The organism is Arthrobacter sp. SE2, assembly GCF_058244265.1.
The window spans coordinates 1-20,885 of record NZ_JBZAYA010000015.1; the positions used below are offsets into that span (position 1 = coordinate 1).

The 20,885-nt window shown below is 63.8% G+C and carries 18 protein-coding genes and 2 riboswitches; of the genes, 8 read left to right on the forward strand and 10 right to left on the reverse strand.

The features are described from left to right. Positions 1-52: 52 nt before the first annotated feature. Entirely contained in the window at positions 53-1,339 is a 1,287-nt protein-coding gene (locus AC4CS3_RS18135; protein ID WP_490784596.1) for an MFS transporter, read from the reverse strand. 77 nt (positions 1,340-1,416) lie between these two features. On the opposite strand from AC4CS3_RS18135, the gene trmB reads away from it, so the two are divergent. The 4 genes from trmB (at position 1,417) to AC4CS3_RS18155 (ending at position 5,937) form a co-directional block, all read left to right on the forward strand. Beyond that, positions 1,417-2,340 (forward strand): tRNA (guanosine(46)-N7)-methyltransferase TrmB, encoded by a 924-nt coding sequence (gene trmB / locus AC4CS3_RS18140; RefSeq protein WP_490784597.1) that lies wholly within the window; start codon positions 1,417-1,419, stop codon positions 2,338-2,340. A 799-nt stretch (positions 2,341-3,139) separates the two neighbouring features. Further along, positions 3,140-3,346 (forward strand): DUF7336 domain-containing protein, encoded by a 207-nt coding sequence (locus AC4CS3_RS18145; RefSeq protein ID WP_441431334.1) that lies wholly within the window; start codon positions 3,140-3,142, stop codon positions 3,344-3,346. 484 nt (positions 3,347-3,830) lie between these two features. Beyond that, a riboswitch (glycine riboswitch) is annotated at positions 3,831-3,929 on the forward strand. Position 3,930: 1 nt separating this feature from the next. Beyond that, positions 3,931-4,033: riboswitch (glycine riboswitch) on the forward strand. 49 nt (positions 4,034-4,082) lie between these two features. Next, positions 4,083-5,108: a lipoyl synthase gene (gene lipA / locus AC4CS3_RS18150; protein WP_490784598.1), complete on the forward strand. Its 1,026-nt coding sequence runs from the start codon at positions 4,083-4,085 to the stop codon at positions 5,106-5,108. Between the two features lie 16 nt (positions 5,109-5,124). Continuing rightward, entirely contained in the window at positions 5,125-5,937 is an 813-nt protein-coding gene (locus AC4CS3_RS18155) for a methylenetetrahydrofolate reductase (RefSeq protein ID WP_490784599.1), read from the forward strand. Between the two features lie 35 nt (positions 5,938-5,972). Here the strand turns inward: AC4CS3_RS18155 and AC4CS3_RS18160 are convergent, their stop codons facing one another. Both AC4CS3_RS18160 and AC4CS3_RS18165 read right to left on the reverse strand, forming a co-directional pair. Continuing rightward, positions 5,973-6,689 (reverse strand): anti-sigma factor family protein, encoded by a 717-nt coding sequence (locus AC4CS3_RS18160; RefSeq protein WP_490784600.1) that lies wholly within the window; start codon positions 6,687-6,689, stop codon positions 5,973-5,975. Then, entirely contained in the window at positions 6,686-7,186 is a 501-nt protein-coding gene (locus AC4CS3_RS18165; RefSeq protein ID WP_059389901.1) for a sigma-70 family RNA polymerase sigma factor, read from the reverse strand. The genes AC4CS3_RS18160 and AC4CS3_RS18165 overlap by 4 nt, the downstream gene beginning before the upstream one ends. 153 nt (positions 7,187-7,339) lie before the next feature. Between AC4CS3_RS18165 and AC4CS3_RS18170 the strand changes: the two genes are divergently transcribed. Further along, positions 7,340-7,897, forward strand: coding sequence for a COG4315 family predicted lipoprotein (locus AC4CS3_RS18170; RefSeq protein ID WP_490784601.1), 558 nt, complete (start codon positions 7,340-7,342; stop codon positions 7,895-7,897). 114 nt (positions 7,898-8,011) lie between these two features. Here AC4CS3_RS18170 and AC4CS3_RS18175 read toward each other — a convergent pair whose 3' ends face one another. Then, complete coding sequence (locus tag AC4CS3_RS18175) at positions 8,012-8,860, reverse strand: DMP19 family protein (RefSeq protein WP_236813182.1); 849 nt, start codon at positions 8,858-8,860, stop codon at positions 8,012-8,014. A 277-nt stretch (positions 8,861-9,137) separates the two neighbouring features. Between AC4CS3_RS18175 and AC4CS3_RS18180 the strand changes: the two genes are divergently transcribed. The 3 genes from AC4CS3_RS18180 to AC4CS3_RS18190 all read left to right on the forward strand — a co-directional run bounded on the left by AC4CS3_RS18180 (position 9,138) and on the right by AC4CS3_RS18190 (position 14,487). Then, positions 9,138-12,530 carry a DEAD/DEAH box helicase gene (locus AC4CS3_RS18180; RefSeq protein WP_490784602.1) on the forward strand — a complete coding sequence of 1,131 codons (3,393 nt, stop codon included), beginning with the start codon at positions 9,138-9,140 and terminating at the stop codon, positions 12,528-12,530. 102 nt (positions 12,531-12,632) lie between these two features. Beyond that, positions 12,633-13,817: a Fic family protein gene (locus AC4CS3_RS18185; RefSeq protein WP_490784603.1), complete on the forward strand. Its 1,185-nt coding sequence runs from the start codon at positions 12,633-12,635 to the stop codon at positions 13,815-13,817. Between the two features lie 34 nt (positions 13,818-13,851). Beyond that, on the forward strand, positions 13,852-14,487 hold the full coding sequence (locus AC4CS3_RS18190) for a CG0192-related protein (RefSeq protein WP_490784604.1): 636 nt from the start codon (positions 13,852-13,854) through the stop codon (positions 14,485-14,487). Positions 14,488-14,491: 4 nt separating this feature from the next. On the opposite strand, the gene AC4CS3_RS18195 is transcribed toward AC4CS3_RS18190, so the two are convergent. From AC4CS3_RS18195 to AC4CS3_RS18220, 6 genes are all read right to left on the reverse strand, one after another. Then, positions 14,492-14,914 carry a heat shock protein transcriptional repressor HspR gene (locus AC4CS3_RS18195; RefSeq protein ID WP_490784605.1) on the reverse strand — a complete coding sequence of 141 codons (423 nt, stop codon included), beginning with the start codon at positions 14,912-14,914 and terminating at the stop codon, positions 14,492-14,494. A gap of 28 nt (positions 14,915-14,942) precedes the next feature. Continuing rightward, positions 14,943-15,908 carry a DnaJ C-terminal domain-containing protein gene (locus AC4CS3_RS18200; protein ID WP_490784606.1) on the reverse strand — a complete coding sequence of 322 codons (966 nt, stop codon included), beginning with the start codon at positions 15,906-15,908 and terminating at the stop codon, positions 14,943-14,945. Positions 15,909-16,260: 352 nt separating this feature from the next. Then, positions 16,261-16,944, reverse strand: a complete 684-nt coding sequence (locus AC4CS3_RS18205) for a nucleotide exchange factor GrpE (RefSeq protein ID WP_284983606.1) — start codon at positions 16,942-16,944, stop codon at positions 16,261-16,263. A gap of 2 nt (positions 16,945-16,946) precedes the next feature. After that, on the reverse strand, positions 16,947-18,827 hold the full coding sequence (gene dnaK, locus AC4CS3_RS18210; protein WP_490784607.1) for a molecular chaperone DnaK: 1,881 nt from the start codon (positions 18,825-18,827) through the stop codon (positions 16,947-16,949). Between the two features lie 354 nt (positions 18,828-19,181). After that, on the reverse strand, positions 19,182-20,051 hold the full coding sequence (locus tag AC4CS3_RS18215; RefSeq protein ID WP_490784608.1) for a DUF817 domain-containing protein: 870 nt from the start codon (positions 20,049-20,051) through the stop codon (positions 19,182-19,184). Between the two features lie 7 nt (positions 20,052-20,058). Next, on the reverse strand, positions 20,059-20,850 hold the full coding sequence (locus AC4CS3_RS18220; RefSeq protein ID WP_490784609.1) for an oxygenase MpaB family protein: 792 nt from the start codon (positions 20,848-20,850) through the stop codon (positions 20,059-20,061). Positions 20,851-20,885 lie beyond the last annotated feature (35 nt).

Below are 20,885 nucleotides of genomic sequence, written 5' to 3' on the forward strand. Positions count from 1 at the left end.
CAAGGTTAACACTCAAAGCATCAACTATTTTGGAGACACACCACTAGTTGGGCTAGCCGACGTAGCGGTTCCGGCCGGCGCGGAATCCGAAGAAGGCCGCCAGGGATCCCACCACGAGGAACAGGATGCCGGCAGCCGCGAAGCCACCGGTCGCTTGGTGCAACTGGCCGACCATCAGGGTTCCCGTGGATCCCAAGCCATAGCCGACGCCCTGCATCATGCCGGAAAGGTGGGCCGCGGTGTGGGAATCGCGGGTACGCAGCATGATCATGGTCAACGCCACGGCCGTGAGGCTCCCCTGCCCCAGGCCCAACAGCCCGGTCCACACCCAAATCAGATCCGTGGGGCCGAAAATACTCAAGGCGAAGCCGCCGCCGGTCATGAGCGCCACCGCGGCATTGATGACGCGCTGATCCTTGAAACGGGCCGCGAGCCCCGGGGCAATGAACGAACCCAGCATCTGCAGCACAATCGACACGGACACGATCAAGCCGGCCGTCCCGCCGTCGATTCCGCGATCGCGCAGGATCGGCGCCAACCAAGCGAACACGCTGAAGGACATCATCGCCTGCAACACCATGAAGATGGTGACCTGCCAGGCGACGGCGGAACGCCAGACGTTCGCACCGCCGTCGGCAGCGTTGTGCCGGACGGGATGCTGGCGGATCGCCAGCGGTAGGAAAAGCAAAAGTACGACGGCGGCGGGCAGCGCCCAGAACCACAGCGCCGAGGTCCAGTGCCCGGCCGCGGTGAAGACGGGATAGGTGAAACCGGCGCCAAGCGCTGCGGACGCGCAAATCGCCGTCGTATATAGCCCACCCATGAGCCCAAGCCGATGCGGGAAGTCGCGCTTGACCACGCCGGGCAGCAGCACGTTGCATAGCGCGATCGCGGCGCCGCACGCCGCAGTACCGGCAAGGAGGGCCGGCAAGTGCCCGGCGCCGGCGAGGTCCACCGGACGCAGCAAAAGCCCCGCCGTCAGCACTGCCATCGCGCCGAGCAATACTCTCTCGGCACCGAAACGGCGGGCCAGGATCGGCGCCAGCGGCGCGAAGACGCCCAACAAGGTCACCGGCACAGTGGTCAGGACCACCACCGCCCAGCCCGGCAACCCGGCGTCGGCGGTGACTTCCGGAAGAACCGCCGAAAAACTCGAAAACACCGTCCGCAGGTTGAGGCCGATGAGCACCAGGCAGATCCCGAGGAAGACGAGTCCGCCTCGCGTCTTGACCTGCGTGGGCTCGGCAGCGGGAAGCTCGTCGATCTCGGCGTCGATGAGGATCTCGGGGATGCCGGAGTGCGGCTTGGTGTTCTCGGGGGAGCTTGAAGCGCGGGTCACTAAGCCATTCTGGCAGTTTGTCCACGTACGCAGGTTCCGCCGCGGGCGTTTGGCCGCGCAACGGTATTCTGGAGGAGATGAGTGAAACCCCAGATTCCCCTGAAACACCGCAGTCCTCGCGCCCCGTGACCCCAGGGAGCCAGGCCTCCTTCGGCACGTACGGCGGCCGACCGGTCAGTTTTGTGCGCCGCGGGACGCGCCTTCAGGGCCGCCGCCAGGCAGCGTGGGAAGAGCACTCGGACCGCTGGGCCATCCAGGTTCCGCGGCATGTCGCCAACACCTCCGTGCACCCGGACTACGTGTTCGACGTCGAAGCGGAGTTCGGCCGCAAGGCGCCGCTGATCGTCGAAATCGGTTCGGGACTCGGCGACGCCGTATGCCACGCGGCGGAGGAGAACCCGGACAAGGACTTCCTCGCCGTGGAGGTCTATACCCCGGGCCTGGCCAACACCATGATCAAGATCAACAGCCGCGGGCTCAGCAACGTCCGCGTGGTGGAGGCCAACGCCCCCGAGGTCCTCGCCACCATGCTCCCTGCGGGTTCGGTGAGCGAGCTCTGGGTCTTCTTCCCCGACCCGTGGCACAAATCCCGGCACCACAAACGCCGCCTCATCCAGCCCGCGTTCGCCAAACTCGCAGCACGGTGCCTCAAGAAGGGCGGGTTGTGGCGTATCGCCACCGACTGGTCCAACTACGCCATCCACGTCCGCGAGGTCCTTGCCGGCTCCACCGAGTTTGAGAACTTGCACGACGGCGAGAGGACCGGCGCTGACAGCCCCCTCACCCAGGTGTGGGAATCCGGAGTCGAATCCATGGTTGGCGGGGCACCTGTCAAGGAAGGCCGCGCCCCGGTCAGCACCGAGCACACCGGCCCCAACGAGGGAGTGGACCACGTGGGCGGGTGGGCTCCGCGCTTCCATGGCCGCATCCGCACCAGCTTCGAAAACAAGGCCCACGAGGCCGGACGCATGATCTTCGACCTTAGCTATCGCAAGGTCTAGCGGTAGATATTTGGTGGGGCAATGAAGGCGTCCAGCTTGTATGGCTCCTTGAGTTACTAGTTGATCCCACACCTCAAGGTGGCGCCTTCCCAAGCGCTGGCTGAACCCAGTGCCCTGGTCGGGAACGTCCCAGTACTACGGACGAACATCCTGAATGTCGTTTCGCGAAGGTCCGCGCAAACGACTTGAGGAGATGTCTGGGTCAAGGATGCTTGTCCCTGGTTAAAGCTATTGAACGGACCTGCCACTCGCTGGAGCCCCCACCAGACCGTCTTATACAGAGTTGTAGTCTGGGAGATGCTGATCATGAAGACATTGCAGGTCGTCTTTGGGTGACCGCCAACAGTTCCATACGGATAGATGCTCCCAGATGTCCGTTTATAAACGTTTCCGGTGTCAATGGTGCAACGCTGGCCGCTTGTACCGGCGATCGGCGACACGGTGGCGGGAGCAGCGACTTCCTTCAAGGTTTGGTTCTGCGGTGTCTCTTTGGTGAACGTTCCCAAGCTCTCCCCGAGTGTGGCTACCTCGGCCCAGGTCAGGTCGCCAGGTTTCGGTGCCGCGACCTTTGGGTCATATGCCGGAGCATCGGCCGGGGCATCTGGCGCCTTCGGCGACTGTTCAAGGGCAGTTGACGGCCCTGCCGCGAACAACGAGGCCAGCAACAGGGCTGACGTGGCAAGTACGGATATTTTGTTCATGGCTCCCTTTGCTATTTGCTATGCGTAAAACGGTCCGATAAGACAACCGGGCGTTATAAAAAGGTCAAGGCGCTCAAGTTTTCAGGTACCCTGTCAGCATGGCTGCGGTGTGGATCGTCCAACACGATGAAGAGGAACCATTTAATGCCGTGCTTGGCGTCTTCGCATCTCAAGACGAGGCGGAAGAGTTCGCCGAGGAAATCAAGCATGAGTACGCCAGAGGTGTCATTTACTCCCGCTATGAGATCGGATACCGCTACAACAGGGGACCTGGACACGCGAGTTTCGGCCCCGGCGACCAGTGACTGGCGGCAACTGCACCGGTCATTCTTAAGGTTCTTGACTTTGGATTCACGCTGTCCTCCTGCCAGTGTTATCGGGGGGACGCCCGTTGAAGCAAATGCTCAACGATTAAATTATGCAGAAAAGGCAAATTAAGCAAAACCTTTTATTAAACAGGTCGGAGGACTTTATCGCGGAATTCTAGAATCGGTACTCGGTTATTTCGACCTCTAGATTTTTCCCGATACTCAATCCCCAATCCAAACACTACTCAATTTGTTGTTTTCGAGCACTCAATTTTGCATATCGACTGGCTCAAGCAAGAGCAAAACCCTTGACACTGCGTGATGGAAGTACGCTAACGGTGCCTCGCCGAACCCAGCGCGAAACACTGAACGCCATCCAGCCAAGTCCGGGGAGCCCCGGCTGGAAAAGGCCGCATCTTTGCGCACCGCACAGGCACCGGATATCATGTGAGACGTGTCACCGAAAGGCGGCATGTGCTTATGATCTGCGGCGGGAGAGCCCTGCCGGTACGTTTCAGCAGGCGCCGTAGGAGCAAATCCTCCCCAGGAATCTCTCAGGCCCATGTACCGCCGCGGCAAGGCAACTCTGGAAAGCAGCCCGGGCAACCGGGCTCACCGACGGTGCAAGCGTCCAGCCGCGAGGCGGGACGCGGAAACTCTCAGGTCCAATACAGAGCGGGGAGGAACCGAATCATCGTGGTGCGTCCGCGCCACCTGAATTATGGAGTTCCTCATGACCCTGGCACCTGAAGGCCGTAAGCTGCTGCGCGTTGAACAGCGCAATAAAGCCGTCCCGGTCGAACGCAAGCCCGAGTGGATCAAAGCCAAGGTCCAGATGGGCCCTGAATTCGTGGGCCTGAAGAACCTCGTGAAAAAAGAAGGCCTGCACACCGTGTGCGAGGAAGCCGGCTGCCCGAACATCTTCGAGTGCTGGGAAGACAAGGAAGCGACCTTCCTGATCGGCGGCTCCGAATGCACCCGCCGCTGCGACTTCTGCCAGATCGACACCGGCAAACCCTCCCCCGTGGACATGTTCGAACCCACCAAGGTCGCCCGCTCCGTCCAGGCCATGGCCCTGCGCTACGCCACCGTCACCGGCGTCGCCCGCGATGACCTGGAAGACGAAGGCGTCTGGCTCTACGCCGAAACCGTCCGCAAGATCCACGAACTGAACCCCGGCACCGGCGTCGAACTGCTCATCCCCGATTTCTCCGGCAAACCCGAACACATCAGTGCGATCTGCGACTCCGCCCCCGAGGTCTTCGCGCACAACGTCGAAACCGTGCCCCGGATCTTCAAACGCATCCGCCCCGCGTTCCGCTACGACCGCTCCCTGGACGTCATCACCCAGGGCCGGGCCGCCGGCATGGTGACCAAATCCAACCTGATCCTGGGCATGGGCGAAACCCGGGAAGAGATCTCCGAAGCCCTGGCCGACCTGCACGCCGCGGGCTGTGACCTGATCACCATCACCCAGTACCTGCGCCCCTCCGAACGGCACCTGCCCGTGGACCGCTGGGTCAAACCCCAGGAATTCGTCGACCTCGCCACCGAAGCCGAGGAAATCGGCTTCCTCGGCGTCATGTCCGGCCCCCTGGTCCGCTCCTCCTACCGCGCCGGACGCCTCTGGGCCACCGCGATGCGCAAAAAAGGCCGCGAAATCCCCGCCCACCTGGCCCACATCGCCGAAGGCATCCAGGACTCCGGCACCACCCGCCAGGAAGCACGCACCCTCCTCGCACACCACGCGACGGCCTGATCCGCAAGGAGCCAGCATGTTCCCCACCCGGATTGAAATCATTCCCTCGGACGGAATCGTTGAGAAAGTCCAGGCCGCTGTGCCGCTTTCCACTACGCTCACCGTTACCTGCCTGCCCCATCACGGCATCGCGCGGACCATAGAGGCTTCCGTCGAGCTCAGTCTTCTCGGCTACAACGTGATTCCGCACCTCTCGGCACGCGGGCTGGAGCACCGGGCGCAGCTTTCCGGCATCCTCCGGGATTGCGAGGCCGCCGGGATCACGGAGGTCTTCGCCATCGGCGGAGACGGAGCGCAAGGTGCCGGCCCCTATCGATCAAGCCTTCCCCTCTTGGCGGACATCGCCGAGTACTCCGCCGGTAGCATCACCGCGGGCATCGCCGGTTACCCCGAGGGGCATCCTTCCGTGAGCGGGCTGGACTTGCTGGATGCCCTGTTGGCGAAACAACGCCTGGCCACGCACGTTGTCACGCAAATGTGCTTCTCCGCCCCGAAGGTCCTCGATTACGCAGCACTCCTGCGCCGCGAAGGGCTCGAACTGCCGCTGTGGGCCGGTGTTGCCGGAGCCGTTCCGCGGACAAAACTGCTGGCGTTGGCGACCCAGATCGGCGTCGGGACGTCCCTGAAGTTCCTCAGCAATAAAGGAACCCTTGCCCGCAAGCTCCTAGGCGTGGACAAGTACTCACCAGAAGGCCTGGTTTCCGAACTCATGGCGCACCCGGATGGTGTCGCGGGAATTCACCTCTACAGTTTCAACCGCTTGGACATGCCCACCTGGGAGCGAAGCGATCTGCCCGATTCTGAGGCCAGCGAGCCAGCGTCCGCCTGACCGCTCACCGCTGACCACCTAGGTTCCGGGAACCCCTAGCTCCCCGGGACCGAAATCACCGCGACCATCTTCTGGTTGTCATCGCGCAGTTCCACACCCGAAATCCCGGCGAGCTGGACCGGCGTCGCGCCCGTGACCTTGATGTGGCCGCTGGAGGTCGCGGTCCAACCGCAAGCCATTTCCTCCGTGCCGTCGCGGCCCTTGACCCACAGGTACATCGTGCCTTGCGGCGGCATGCTGCGGCCTTCCAGTTGCAGTTCGGTCCCCCACGCCTTCCTGACGAGCCCGACAGTGAGCTGCAGGCCATTGTCCGTCTGCACAGAGTAGCTGGCGTCAGGCTTAGGTGGCTGGTTCAACACCGGCCCCGCCAGTACGCCCAACCCAAGGCAAGCGGCGGCTACGGCGCCCACCAGAGCCGCCCACCGGCGTCGGGATTTCCGTCGGCGTGCTGCCATTTTCAAGAGAATCGGCTGCGGGAGCCTTTCCGAAAAAGCCCCCATTAGTGAGCGAGCGTCGGAAGTAGCGGCCGGAACTGCCGCGGCGGGCACGACGGCGGGGCGCCCGGCGGCGAGCGCGACGGCGTCGGGCACGGGGACGGCGTCGAGGAGGGCCGGGAGGCTCTCCAGCTCCCCCAGCTCAAGCCGGCAATCAGCGCAGCTTGCCAAGTGCTCCTCAAAAACCCGGGCATCGGCAGGTTCGAGGCCGCCGAGCAAGTAGGCGCCCAGCAATTGGTGAAGTCCGGTTTCGTTCACCGCTGCACCCCCATTTCATCGAGAATCGTGCGAAGCGCCCTGACGGCGTAGAAGGCCCGGGATTTCACCGTGCCGCTGGGGATGTTGAGCCTCAGCGCGGCCTCGTTCACCGTGAAACGTTCGTAATGCAGGGCTACCAGGACCTCCCGGTGTTCGGTGCTGAGCCGCAGGAGCGCCTCCTCCATAAGGACCCGGTTGAGGAGCTCATCCACGCGCTCGGTGGCCTCCTCCGGGTCCGCCATGTCGCGTTCGGCAGCCTCTGCCGGGCGCCGCTGGGCCTTGCGGTAGTTGTCGATGATGACATTGCGGGCAGTGCGGAACAAATAGCTGCGCAGGCTGCCGGTGATCTGCGGGGCGTGCTGCCACACGCGAAGGATGGTTTCCTGCACCACGTCTTCAGCCAAATGCGCGTCCGGCGTGCAGCTCAGCACGAAGCGGCGCAGGGCTGTGCCGTGGTCGCGGTAGATCGCGGCCACGACGTCCTCGTCGAGCGGCATCGGCGCCTCCTGTCTGCTGCGGCTTCCCCTTCTCCTGCGATAAGACGTGCCCGCCACGAAAAAGGTTCAGCCCTGTGAACCATTCTTCACCCCGCGGCGTCGTACGGATTAGTTTCCGGCACGTCGACGCCGGTCCAAGCAAAGGAGCACACTTTGAAGAAGCAACTCAGCACCGGTCTGGGCGTCATTGCGCTGGCTATTGTCCTTAGTGCCTGCGGAGGCAGCCCCGGCGCGTCTTCCACTTCCTCAAGCGCCACCAGCCCCAGCTCCGCGGCGTCAGCGAGTTCAAGCGCTCCGGCGTCGAGCACTCCTGCTGGCGCGCCGGAGCTGAAGACGGCGTCGTCGAGCGTCGGCGAGCGAGTGGTTGCGGCGAACGGCAAGAGCGTCTACATCTTCGCGAAGGACGTCAAGGGCTCCGGCAAGAGCGCCTGCACCGGAGGCTGCGCTACCAACTGGCCTGCTGTGACAACGACGTCGGCCATGCCGGCGGTTGACGGGGTGAGCGGAACCATCGGCACCATCCCCACGGCAGACGGCAAGATGCAGATCACCATCAACGGCATGCCCATCTACTTCTACGCCAAGGACGAAGACTCCAGTGACACCTACGGCCAAGGCGTGGGCGGTGTCTGGTCCTTGGTCAGCCCGTCCGGCTCCATGGTGACCCCGAGCAGCAGCAGCACCCCAAGCGGGAGCAGCATGGGCTACTGAAACCCTCGCTCACCTTTGCAGCCCAAAAGGCAAACGCTCGCTCAGATCTCGCCGGCCCGGCCGGCAGATCTGAGCGAGCGTTTGTCCTGGAGGACTTAAAGGTGAGCGGGCGTTTTAGGCGTCTTCGAACTCTTCAGCGTCCTCGAACTCCACCGCGGCGATGATTTCCTTCGTCTCCGGGTGGATCATGAAGGCTTCGTCGTCCTCTTCGATCATGATGTAGTTGCCGTGGTCCGTGGTGAAGTGCCAGGCGAGGATCGTCTCGCCGTCGTGCTCGTAGTTGGGATCGCCCATGGTGATCTTCTCAAGCTGGTAGCCGGCAACGTCGCACAGTTCACGGATGATGAGCTCGAATTCAGGGGCGTTCTCAAGTTCCGCTTCGGCTGCCTCGGCCTGGCGCTCTTCGAGGTTCGGGATGAGGGCTACGCGCTCGGCGATGTGAGCCTTCAGCTGCTCCTCGTCCAGGTAGAGCACGCCGTCCTGGCTGCGGAGCCACGCTGCGTTGAGTTCGATGATGTCTTCGGTCTCCAGGAGGGATTCGAATTCGCCGTCGAGGGCTTCGAGCTCAGCAACGGCTTCCGGTGCCACTTCGGACTCGTCAAGATCGCCGTCCAGGTAGGCCTCGGCGTCTTCCTCGGACAGGGCGTCGAAAGCTGCGGCGGTGCGGTTGAACAGCTCAAGGTGGCCCTTGGCGCCCATTCCTTCGAGGCCTTCGCGGACAAACGCATCCACCTCTTCGCGTTCCGGCACCGTGAACACGTACTGCGCGAAACCGCCCGCGAGTGCTTGGGTCAGGTAGTAGTCCACAAAGTAGCTGCGCAGAGCATTGGTAGCGATTTCCTCATGGTTGAGGAGCTCCTCGTACATCTCGTTGACCACGGTGACGTTCGCGTCCACAACGTCGGCGCTGTCGGCCTCGATGCTGTCCTTCGTCAGAACGACGGGGTTCTCATTGCTGGTCATGGGATTTCCTCACTGCTTGGAAGCTTGTGCTGCTCCGGACCCTTTCAACGTACGCGGGGGCGGTTGTCGGGCAAGCTAGGCAGAGGTGAACGTCCGGCAAAGTTTCAGGGCTGCTCCCTGGGCCCACGCCTCCAGGGTTCCCTGACTGAGCGGAGCGAAGTGAGGGAGGAGGTATGGGCCCACGCCTCCCGGGTTCCCTGACTGAGCGGAGCGAAGTGAGGGAGGAGGCGGGGACTAGGATTCATAGATAGCCTCCTGCCGAAAGTAGCCCGAACGAATGCCTTCCCACTCAGACGACTCCTGGGAACTGGCGATTCAGACACCCGCCATTAACGACCGCTCCCTGGCGGCCGGCCTCGCCTATGCCATGGGAAGCCGGGTCAGCAGCATCACTTTCGATTCCGCCACGGGATTGATGATGGGCAAGGTCAGGGGCAGTGGCCCGTCAGCGTATTCGACGTCGGCCAAGCTGGTCCGCAAGCCCGGCGGCTGGAGCTGCACCGTTGGCGTATGCAGTTGCCCCGTCCGCAAGGACTGCAAACACGTGGCCGCCCTTCTCTTCGCCGCGGAAGACCATCCTGCCGTGCGCGCACAGCTGCTCAGCGCGCCTGCGTTCGGACAGACGGCCCAGCCGGGGGGAATCGTGCAGCGACCGGCCTGGGAGCAGGCACTCAGCAAGCTCATCGCCACTCCGGGGACCGCCCCGCAAGGCCAGGGCCTCCCCTTGGCACTGGCGTTCGAAGTGGAAGAACCTGCCCCGCACTTCTCCTACACAGGCCGGCGCGATCCGCTCCGCAGCGTGCGCCAGCTCAAGGCCCGCCCGGTGATGATGGGCGCCAAGGGCAAGTGGATCCGGGGCGATGTTTCCTGGACCAACCTGAACTACCTCGGCTACAAGCGCGAGTTCAACGAAGCCCATATCGACTGGATGCAGAACTTCCTGGCCGCGCATTCCACTGCGGACTACCGGCAGCTCACTTCGAGCATGTGGATGCTCCTCAACGAATTCGCCGGCAAGAACTTGTGGAGCCTCCTGGTCGAAGCCGACAAGATAGGGGTTTCGCTCATCCACTCCGGCGGGACCGAGCCGGTCCGTATTGCTGCGGAGCCCGCCGTCGTCGGGCTTGACCTTAGCCGGCCCGACGACGGACTGCAGCTCGCGCCGTCGGTGACCTTGGGCGCGGACGCCCTTGATCCGGCGACCTTGGGCTTGATCGGCCGCCCGGCACATGGCTTGTTCTTCACGGGTCCCGGCGAGGGCCACTTGCCCGGGGTATCGGCACCCGAGAACCTCATCACGCTGGCTCCGTTGGAGGGCGGTGAGTCGCAGGAACTCCTCGATTTCGTCATGGGCGCATCCCGGCTCCAGATCCCGGAGAATGACGAAGAGCGGTTCCTCACGGCGTTCTATCCGAAGCTCAAGCAGTCCACCCGGGTCACGGCAGCGGACCATTCAGTGGAGTTGCCGGTCCTCGCCGTGCCCACGCTGTCCCTTCTGGCGAACTACGGTGCTGACCACCGGGTGCGGCTGCACTGGGAGTGGCACTACAAGGCCGGCAAGCTCGTGACTGCCCAGCCCCTCTGGCGGCACCCGGACGACCACGGCTACCGCGACGACGCCGAGGAGGCCCGGATCCTTGAGTCCCTGGGCCGGCTTTGGGACGTAGTCGCCGCGCTGGGTGAATCCTCGAGCGGCGGATGGGGGGCTCCACGGCTGGCCGCCTCGGTAGCGCTGGACGGCCTGGACACCCTCGCCTTCACCGAGGAGGTGCTGCCCCGGCTGCGCGAGCTGCCCGACGTCGTCGTGGACACCTCGGGCGAGATCGCCGACTACCGCGAGGCAACCGAGGCTCCCGTCGTCTCAATCTCGACCAAGGCCACCGACAGCCGCGACTGGTTCGATCTCGGCATCGTCATCACGCTCGAGGGCGAACCTGTGTCCTTCGCCGCGGTGTTTTCCGCGCTCGCGGCGGGCCAGAGCCGGATGCTGCTGCCGAGCGGCGCCTACTTCTCACTGGACTTGCCCGAGCTGCACCAGCTCCGCGCGCTGATCGACGAGGCCAGATCTCTGCAGGACAGCCCGGACCGGCACGGCACCCTGCAGCTCAGCCGCTTCCAGGCAGGGCTCTGGGATGAGCTCGCGCAATTGGGGATCGTCGACGAGCAGGCGGCGGCATGGCGCGAGGCCGTGGGCGGCTTGCTCGACGACGGCGTGACCGGGCTCCCGCTGCCGGGCTCGCTCGATGCCGAGCTCCGTCCCTATCAGCTGGAGGGCTTCAACTGGCTGAGTTTCCTGTACCGTCACAGCCTGGGCGGGGTCCTGGCCGACGACATGGGCCTCGGCAAGACAGTGCAGGCAATTGCTTTGATGTGTGCGGCGAAGGAGCAGGCTGAATCCGACGCCGGCACCGCGGGCGGCTCGGGCGGCGGCGCCCCCTTCTTGGTAGTGGCGCCCACCAGCGTCGTGGGAAACTGGGCCGCGGAAGTGCAGCGCTTCGCGCCGGGCCTGAGCATCAAGACCGTCGGAGAGACCTTCGCCAAGAGCGGCGCCGATCCGCAGGAAGCCATGGCCGGAACCGACGTCGTCATCACTTCGTACGCGCTGTTCCGGATCGACTACGAGGCCTACGCGGCCAAGGAATGGGCCGGGCTGATGCTCGACGAAGCCCAGTTCGTCAAGAACCACCAGTCCAAGGCGTACCAGTGCGCCCGGAAACTCCCGGCATCCTTCAAGCTGGCAATCACCGGCACGCCACTGGAAAACAACCTCATGGAGTTCTGGGCGCTGACTTCGATCGTCGCTCCCGGGCTGTTCTCCAGCCCCCGCCGTTTCGCGGAGTACTACCAAAAGCCGGTCGAAAAGAACGGAGACAAGGCCCAGCTCGCCAAGCTCCGCCGTCGGGTACGTCCCCTCATGATGCGCCGCACCAAAGAGCAAGTCATCAAGGACCTGCCGCCCAAGCAGGAGCAGGTGCTGGAAGTGGTACTGAACCCGCGGCACCAGAAGGTGTACCAGACGCACCTGCAGCGTGAGCGGCAGAAAATCCTGGGGCTCATCGACGACGTCAATAAGAACCGCTTCACCATTTTCCAGTCGCTCACCCTCCTGCGGCAGCTCAGCCTGGATGTCTCCCTCGTGGACGAGTCCTTGTCCGCCGTGCGCTCGTCCAAGCTGGATGTGCTGTTCGAACAGCTGGAAGACATTGTTGCCGAGGGGCACAGGGCGCTCATTTTCAGCCAGTTCACGGGGTTCTTGGGCAAGGTCCGCGAGCGGCTCGACGCGGAGGACATCGAGTATTGCTACCTCGACGGCAGCACCCGGAACCGGGCCGACGTCGTGAGCGAATTCAAGAACGGCGCGGCGCCTGTGTTCCTTATTTCCTTGAAGGCCGGCGGCTTCGGCCTGAACCTGACCGAGGCCGACTACGTGTTCCTGCTGGACCCATGGTGGAACCCCGCGTCCGAAGCGCAGGCCGTGGACCGGACCCACAGGATCGGGCAGGCGAGGAACGTGATGGTCTACCGATTGGTCGCCAAGGACACCATCGAGGAAAAGGTCATGGCGCTCAAGACCAGGAAGTCGCAGCTGTTCGCGGACGTGATGGAAGGCGATGCGCTGACCGGTGGCGCCTTGACGGCGGAGGATCTGGCGGGCTTGTTCGCGGAGTAAGGCTTCTCGGTCTGAGAAACGACCACCAAGGTCGCCATTACTCACCTTTTTGCCATAAAATGTGAGTAGCGAGCGACTAACTCACCGTTTTCAGGAGACTACATGGCTGCTTGGCCCGCGCACGGAAGCAAGATTGTGCCATGGAAGTCATCCGGACGACCGCCCCGCGAGGATCGGGAGTTCACAGAGGTAGAGGTGTCGCTACCGCCGTTCATAGCGGATCTCTGGTTCGAGCCCGGACGTGAAACCATCGTGGCGCTCGAAGAGGCTGCAGTTGCCATCGCATCTTTGGACGTAACCGCCGGCACCCGCATGACGGCAGTCAGTGGATTTCTACTTCGCAGCGAGGCGGTTTCTTCATCCAAGATCGAGCACGTGGACGCCAAGCGAAATGACTACGCCCGCGCCCTGATCGGGCTGAAGGCAACGGATCAGGCCAATTCGATGGTGGCTGCCGCCGAAGCCGTCCAGAGCATGATCAACGATGCGGGCACCACAGGCGAGGTCAGGCTGGAGGCCCTGCTTGCCGCGCATAAGATGCTCATGAAGGATGACCCCACGGACGGCAGGCACGCCGGTTCATTCCGGGACGTCCAGAACTGGATTGGTGGAAGCGACTATTCACCCCGAGGGGCCATCCATGTGCCGCCGCCTGCAGAACTCGTCCCCGGATTCATGGACGATCTCATGGCGTTCTCCGCCCGGCGGGACGTCCCGATCATGGCCCAAGCGGCTATTGCGCACGCCCATTTCGAATCCATCCACCCCTTCACCGACGGCAACGGCCGTATTGGCCGGGCGTTGATCGGAGCGATCTCCCGCCGGCGAGGGCTGACTAAGAACACGGTAATTCCGATCGCTTCGGCCATGGTTGCGGACGTGGAGACCTACTTTTCCTTGCTAAACAACTACCGCAATGGCGACGTAGATCCGTTCGTGCTGTATCTCGCCAAATCCTCACTCCGCGCGGCGGAAGCGGCCCGCGAGTCAGTGGCATCCCTCGACGCCCTCCCGGCCGCATGGACGGAGGCGGCCCGGCCCCGAAAAGGCTCCGCAGACGAGAAGATCATTCCTTGGCTCTTGGAGCGGCCGGTGTTCGAAGCGCACAGCGCCGCATACATCGCGGGCATCGAAGAACGATCCATCTACAGGGTCCTGGACAGGCTGACGAACGCCGGCATTCTGACGCAGATCACCCAGTCGCAACGGAATCGCGCATGGGCAGCAACCGAAGTCTTGGACGAAGTGGACCGGCTTAATGGACGTCTGGCTGGATGCCGCCCCTGAAGCAACTGCTTCGAGGTGGCTTAGGCTGGACCGCATGGCTATCATCCATCGAGCAACCCTGAGTCCCAGCAAACTTGAACTCATCGAGAAGTATCTGCCCGTCCAGCCGTGGTTCACCAAGGACGGGTCCGCGCTGACCGAGCTGCTCGGCGCGTACCGCTTCGATGATCCGGACGGCGAAGTCGGCCTAGAGACCCATCTGGTCTCCCACGGCGGCAAGATCTATCAGGTTCCCCTGAGCTACCGGGGTTCTGAATTGGCTGGTGCCGAAGACTCGCTTCTTGGCACCATGGAACACTCCGTGCTGGGCAGGAGGTGGGTGTACGACGCGTGCGCCGATCCCGTCTATGTCGCTGCCTTGGCCACCGCCATCCTCACGGGACAGCGGGAAGCCGAACAGTTCGTGGAAGTGGACGGTGCCCTGGAGCCGCGCACCAGCTCCGTCGAGGTCAAAGGTAGCGGAACGCCTGGAAGCGAAGTCCCTTTGGTGACCCCGGCCGCCCAGACCACTAAAGACGCCGTCACCAGCATCGACGCCGGCGAGCTCACACTGTTGGTCAATCGCGTCCTGGATCTGGGGACGCCTGGCTCGGATGATTCTGCTGTCCTTAATGGTACGTGGGCCGGGCAGGAAGCGCCGGTACTGCTGGCGTCGCTCTCGCAGGCCTAGAGGACTACTCCTCCGGTCGCGGCCGCCAGACCACAACTGCCTGGGACCGCGCCCGGGGGCGCTGCCCGCGGGCGAGGCTGACGACGTCGCCCGCTGCTCCTGCCGCAAAAACGCGGGCCTCCATCGGGCTCCGCCGGCGTTGCAATTCCTCGGTCAACTCGACCACACGGAACTGCAGCGCGGCCACCTGGTTTTCGAGCTCAAGGATGCGCTTGATTCCCTCGAGAGATACACCCTCATGGGAGAGTCGCTGGACCTCGCGCAAGCGGTCGATGTCGCGTTGGGAGTAACGCCGGGACTTGCCCGGGGCACGGCTCGGCGACACGATGCCGAGGCGGTCGTACTGGCGCAGGGTCTGCGGGTGCATTTCAGCCAGTTCGGCCGCGACGGAGATGACGAAGATCGGCTGGTTGATGTCGATGCCCATGCCTACGTCCCTCCCGTGTCTTCTTCCGCTACAAGCGGGCCTTGGCTGCCAGGTCGTGACGAGGATCGGCGTCAGCGGTGGCTGCGGCGAATGCCTTGACGGCCTCCTCGGCCTGTTTGTTGAGGTTCTGCGGGACGGAGACGTCGATCGTCACCAGCAGATCGCCGGTGCCCTTCGATGTCTTGACACCACGGCCCTTAACCCGGAGCGTGCGCCCGGAAGGCGTGCCGGCCGGGACGCGGACGGTGACGGTGTCGCGGTCGAGCGTTGGCACGTGGATGTTGGAACCCAAGGCTGCCTCCGCGAAAGTGACCGGCACGTGGATGCGGATGTTGTCGCCGTCGCGGTTGAAGAAATCGTGGGGCTTGACGTTCACCGTGATGATGAGGTCCCCGTTGCCGGCGGCACCCGGGTTGCCCTTGCCGCGCTGGCGGACCTTCTGGCCGTCCCTGATACCCGCGGGAATCTTCACGTCGATGACGTTGCCGTTGCTTTCGCGCAGGCTCACCGTGGTGCCGTGAATGGAGCCGGCAAAGGAAATTGAGGTCGACGCCGTGCGGTCGCTGCCCTTTTGGGGGGCGCGCTGGAAACCGGTTTGTCCACCGCCGAAGCCGCCGCCGAAGAGGTCGGCGAACTCGGGAGGGATACCACCGGCCCCTGCAGGCTGGCGTGCGCCGCCGCCGAAAAGGCCGCCGAACAGGTCCTCGAAGCCGCCATTGGCCGGCCCGCCGCGAGCTGCGCCCGGAGCGAAGCGTGCCCCGCCCATGGCGCGAATGGCATCGTACTGCTGACGCTCCTCGGCATCCGAGAGCACCGAATAGGCCTCCGAGATGTCCTTGAACTTCTTCTCCGCAGTAGCATCCCCGGAATTGGTATCCGGATGGTACTTCCGCGCAAGCTTGCGGTACGCCTTCTTGATGTCAGCGTCAGAGGCGTCCTTGGCGACACCAAGGATGGCGTAAAAATCCTTCTCAACCCAGTCCTGGCTGGCCAAGGGCGTTTCCTTTCTCGTTCTGGTTAAGTTTGCGCTCCGCTGGATAGGGGGCCGTGCCCGTCCCCTGCGGCTCCCAACGTTCGCAAGCTCACGTCGGGACCCTCGCCGCCGGGGGCCCATCGCGGTGCCCGCCACGCCGCGGCCCCCTATCCAGCTGCGCTGCGCTCATCCCACCTTAGGTGAGACAAGCCTTAGGCGAGCCAACCGCTTGAGCCGTAGCGGATGAGGGGGCCTGGGAGTGGCATCGGGCCTGCCGAAGCCGGGTGGCCAAGGATCGCAGATCCTAGGCCACCCGGCGAAGGGGCGGGGCCCCCTCATCCGCGAAGGCGCGGCGAGCACACTAAGGCGGGACCTAGGCCGGCACAGCCACAATCACCTGGGCCGCGCGCAGCACGCGGTCGCCGGACCGGTAGCCGGAGCGCAGCACTTGGCTGACGGTGTCTACTTCGATGTCCTCGCCCGGCTGCTGGATGAGGGCTTCGTGGATCGTGGGGTCGAAGTCGACTCCGGTTTCCGCGATGCGCTCCAAGCCGTACGTCTTCAGCGCGTTCTCCAGCTTGGCGGCGATCGCGGCGAACGGGCCGTCCACGAGGTCACCGTGCTGGCGGGCGGCGTCGACGTCGTCCAGCACCGGCAGCAGGGAGTTCAGGACGCCGATGACGGCCATTTCCCCTGCGACGGCACGGTCGCGTTCGACGCGCTTGCGGTAGTTGACGTACTCAGCCTGCAGGCGCAGGAGGTCGTTGCGGAGTTCCGCGGCCTCTGCTTCTGCAGCGGCACCGGGGGCTACCGACTCTTCAGCCGGAACCTCCATGCCGTTGAGGATTTCCTCAGCCTGGGACAGGGCGTCGCCCTCGGCGGCAGCGGCGTTGGAATCAGCTGCCGATCCTTGGGGGTGGCGGGCGGCCCCGGTCTCCGGGTCAACCTTGCGGTTGTCCCGGATAACCGGCTTCTGCTGACCGGCGCCTTCACGCTCGTCGTGCTTGCCCTCGTTGTTGGAAGGTGAGTGCTCTGCGTCGTTGCCGTGGTGAGGCATGCTTACTTCTTCTTTTCGTCTTCGTCGATGATCTCGGCGTCGACGATGTCCTCATCGCCGGAGGCAGAACCAGCCTTGGCACCGGCGGGAGCGCCTTCAGCACCAGCGGCGCTGCTTGCGCCGTCCGGGGAACCCGCGTGCGAGTAGATCGCTTCGCCGAGCTTGGACTGCGAGTGCTGCAGCTTCTCGAAAGCGGTCTTCACTGCTGCGTCATCGGTGCCTTCGAGGGCCTTCTTGAGGGCGTCGACGTCGGCCTTGACCTCGGTCTTGACCTCTTCAGGCAGCTTGTCGTCGTTTTCGGCGATGAGCTTGTCCACGGAGTAGGCGAGCTGCTCGGCAGTGTTGCGGGTGTCGGTAGCCTCGCGGCGGGCCTTGTCCTCGGCTGCGTGCTCCTCGGCTTCGCGGACCATGCGGTCGATGTCTTCCTTGGACAGCGCGGTGCCGCCGGTGATGGTCATCGACTGTTCCTTGCCGGTGCCCTTGTCCTTGGCGGAGACGTGGACGATGCCGTTGGCATCGATGTCGAAGGTGACCTCGACCTGGGGGACGCCGCGCGGTGCCGGAGCGATGCCAGTCAGTTCGAACGTGCCCAGCGGCTTGTTGTCGCGGGTGAATTCACGCTCGCCCTGGAAGACCTGGATGGCCACGGACGGCTGGTTGTCGTCAGCGGTGGTGAAGGTCTCGGAACGCTTGGTGGGAATGGCCGTGTTGCGCTCGATCAGGTGCGTCATGACACCGCCCTTGGTTTCGATACCGAGGGACAGCGGGGTGACGTCGATCAGGAGAACGTCCTTGCGCTCGCCCTTCAGCACGCCGGCCTGCAGTGCTGCGCCAACGGCAACAACTTCGTCCGGGTTGACGCCCTTGTTGGGCTCCTTGCCACCGGCGAGTTCCTTGACGAGGTCGTAGACGGCGGGCATGCGGGTGGAACCGCCCACGAGCACAATGTGGTCGATTTCGGAGAGCTTGATGCCGGTCTCGGCGATGACGTCGTGGAACGGCTTCTTGGTGCGCTCAAGCAGGTCCTTGGTGAGGTCCTGGAACTTGGCGCGGGTCAGCTGCTCGTCCAGGTGGACCGGGCCGTCAGGGGTGACGGAGAGGTACTGGAGGGAGACGTTGGTGCTGGTGGAGGAAGAGAGTTCCTTCTTGGCCTGCTCCGAAGCCTCGCGCAGACGCTGGAGGGCGATCTTGTCCTTGGAAAGGTCGATGCCCTTGATCTTGAGCTGGTTCAGCAGGTAGTCAACAACGCGCTGGTCCCAGTCGTCGCCGCCGAGGCGGTTGTCGCCGGCAGTGGCGCGGACCTGGATGGTGGAGAAGCCGTCTTCGTCCTTGCCGACTTCCAGCAGGGAGACGTCGAACGTTCCGCCACCAAGGTCGAAGACCAGGATGAGTTCGTCTTCCTTGCCCTTGTCCAGGCCGTAGGCAAGTGCTGCGGCGGTGGGCTCGTTGACAATGCGGAGAACGTTCATGCCGGCAATTTCGCCGGCTTCCTTGGTGGCCTGGCGCTCGGCGTCGTTGAAGTAGGCCGGGACGGTGATGACAGCGTCGGTGACCTTTTCGCCGAGGTAGCTCTCGGCGTCGTTCTTCAGCTTCATGAGGATACGCGCGGAGATTTCCTGCGGCGTGTACTTCTTGTCGTCAATGGCGACGGACCAGTCGGTGCCCATGTGGCGCTTCACGGAAGCGATGGTGCGGTCGATGTTGTTGACGGCCTGGCGCTTGGCGATTTCGCCGACCAGGACTTCACCGGACTTGGAGAATGCAACGACCGACGGCGTGGTGCGCCCACCCTCGGCGTTGGCAATGACGGTGGGCTCGCCACCTTCGAGAACAGAGACGACGGAGTTAGTGGTTCCGAGGTCGATACCTACAGCGCGTGACATATGTTGCTTCCTTTCAATGGCCGACGATCGAGATTTCACCCGATTCCGCTACCCGTGAGGGGATTGGAGGGCGGGGAGCACTCAACCTTCGGCTAGTTGAGCGTTCTGCACTCAACTGTACTCAGGCCTCATTCAATGTCAATCTAAAGTTGAGTCGAGTACACTCAACTCTGCCGAATGCGGGTCAAGAAACCCAGGAAACACGGGGATTTAAGGCCGATTTCGCCGTGGGAGAACGCCCGCCGGCGGGGCTTGGGTTGAGGGCCGACGTCGAACTCGCGGGAAGAGTGCCGGTTCGCGTGAGCGCTCCGGCGACTCCGCAGCGTTCCGGCGATGTCGACGGCGGGTGTTCCGTCAGCCGGAGGCGGCCAACGCCTCGTCCGGCGGCATCGGCTTGTACACCCATGCCACCAGCACCACGGAGATGATCATCAGGAGGAACCACGAGACGAGCTTGTCCGGGGACACCAAGTGCCAGCCATCCAGTTGGCTCGGATACAGCCAGGCGTGCGACCAGGTGGCGATGTTCTCGGCAATCCAGATGAAGAGCGCCACCAGCAGGAATGCCAGGACCAGCGGCATCCGGAGTCGATGCCGAAACACCCGGAAGTACATGACGCACCGGCCATAGATCACGACGACGGCGGCCAGCAGAACCCATCGGGCATCAACGATGTAGTGGTGGGAAAAGAAGTTCACATAGATGGCCGCAGCCAGGACCGCAGTGATCCAACGCCTTGGATACCCGGCGAAGCGCAGGTCGAAAACCCGGTAAACCCGCACCATGTACGAGCCGACCGCCGCGTACATGAAGCCACTGAAGAGCGGAACGGCGCCGACGCGGAGAACACCCTCGGCTTCATACGACCACGAGCCGACGTCTGTCTTGAACAACTCCATGACCGTTCCCACCATGTGGAAGAGCACGATCACCCTGAGCTCGCGCAAGGTTTCCAGCTTCGTGGCCACCATCAGGACTTGGATCACGACGGCGGCGATCGTCAGGAAATCGTTCCTCGCGAGGCCGGCGTTGGCTGGATACCAGAGGTGGGCACCGAAAATGACGGCAAGGAGCGAAGCGCCGAAGATGCACGCCCACGCCTGCTTGAGGCCGAAGACGGTGAACTCAGTGAGCCTGGATCGAAGTCCTCGGGCCGGGGCACCGCCCAGGAAGCGGCTCGCGCTCCCGTCGATAAGTTCCTCAACCGCGGTGAGCTCACGCATCGGCGCCCTACTCGCCAGGGCCGAGCTCGCCCGGTCCGAGCCGGCCAAGATAGTAGTTCTTCGGCCAATGCCTGACTTTCTCCGGCAGCTTTGGGTAAGCCGCTGCCAAGAAGCGCATGGTGCCGTCGAAGCTGCGCCGATGCAGGGCATTCCAAGGCAGCCCGAATCCCGCGCGAAGCTGCTCCGGCAGCAGGCCCGCGGTCAGCAGCCGGACCAACGGCATGCTCATGCGCATCAAAAACGGCCCGCTCGTGGGGTAAAGGAGCTCGTGGGCCACCCGCAAAGCGGCTGCATCCGGTTCAAGGTTCCGCAGGTATTCATCCCGATAGCCCGCGAAGGCCGAGCGGTCGGCCGGCCAGAGCTCGGCGGGAAGCTGCAACGCCGTCCCGATCCGCGCATACTCACGGTAGACACGATCGGCCGTGTCGTCATCGAGGACTCCATGGACCCTTTCGTAAACAGTGATGGCGGTGTCATAGAGGGTCGCAACCACCCACAACTGGGATTGCGCGTCAAAGGCGTTGTATCCGGGGGCGGAATCGTCCGCTGGCCGGCGAACCGGGGCGTGCGCACGATTCACGGCCCGGCGCACCGCGGCCAATTGCTCGTTCGAGCCATAGACAACGGCGTAGACGTACGTCATGGTGGCGCGCAGCCGGTCCAGCGGCCGTTCGGCGAAGTTGCTGTGCTCGGCGACGCCGTGACCGACCGCGGGATTGGCGATCTGCATCAGGATGGCGCGTCCTGCTCCGGCGAGCAAAACGCCCTCTGCGCCGATGTCAGCAAGTCCGCGAGCCATGCAGTTACTTTACCTTCGGGCACCGTCTTTCATGC